This window comes from Halobacillus litoralis (genome assembly GCF_009856355.1).
Classification (GTDB): Bacteria; Bacillota; Bacilli; order Bacillales; family Halobacillaceae; genus Halobacillus; species Halobacillus litoralis_B.
This window is the reverse complement of record NZ_WMEW01000034.1, coordinates 1-831: the sequence shown is the minus strand read 5'-3', so window position 1 is coordinate 831 and position 831 is coordinate 1. Positions and strand designations below refer to the sequence as shown.

General features: G+C 40.8%; 1 protein-coding gene. It reads left to right on the top strand.

Annotated features, from left to right (window positions below; translation table 11 throughout):
• Positions 1-831: reverse transcriptase domain-containing protein (locus GLV97_RS19695; protein WP_272917366.1), on the top strand; the 831-nt coding region annotated here is incomplete at both ends.

The window sequence follows — 831 nt, the reverse complement described above, 5'->3', positions numbered from 1 at the left end:
CGGTCTGCTCATCATGCTATGGCAAGAATACAATCTTTGATTAATCGCGGTCAACTTCATTACGTCGTTGATGTAGATATTAAGAGTTTCTTTGATAACGTAAATCATCGTCTATTAAAGAAGCAACTCTGGAATATTGGTATTCAAGACCGTAAGGTACTGGCTTGTATTTCTAAAATGGTAAAGTCAGAAATTGATGGAGAAGGAGTGCCTGAGAAGGGTTCACCACAAGGTGGAATCTTATCTCCCCTTCTTTCTAATATTGTCTTAAATGATCTAGACCAATGGGTTGCGGACCAGTGGGAAGTATTCCCCCTGATGAAATCTTACAGTTCAGATGATGCCAGAAGACGAGCGAGAAAACAAACGAACTTGAAGCAAGGATACCAGGTCAGATATGCGGATGATTTTAAAATTCTTTGCCGGGATGGAAAGACAGCGCAACGGTGGTACCATGCGGTACGTTTGTACCTTAAAGAACGTTTGAAGCTGGAGATATCACCAGAGAAATCTCAAATTGTAAACCTAAGAAAACGAGAATCAGAGTTCTTAGGGTTCACCATTCGTGCGAATAAAAAGGGTAAGAAACGAGTGGCCCATACTGGGGTCATATCTTCAAAAAGCGAGAAAATCAAACAGGAAGCGAAGAAACTCATTCGAAGAATGAAAGCTTCGCCTTCTGCTGAGAATATTCATCGTTACAATAGCTTTGTTTTAGGACTTCACCAATATTTTAAACGAGCGACCCATGTAAATCTTGTGTTCTCACGTCTTGCTTACGATCTTAGACCATTTTTAGTGAACCGCCTTCGACCGGTAGGAACGCTAAAA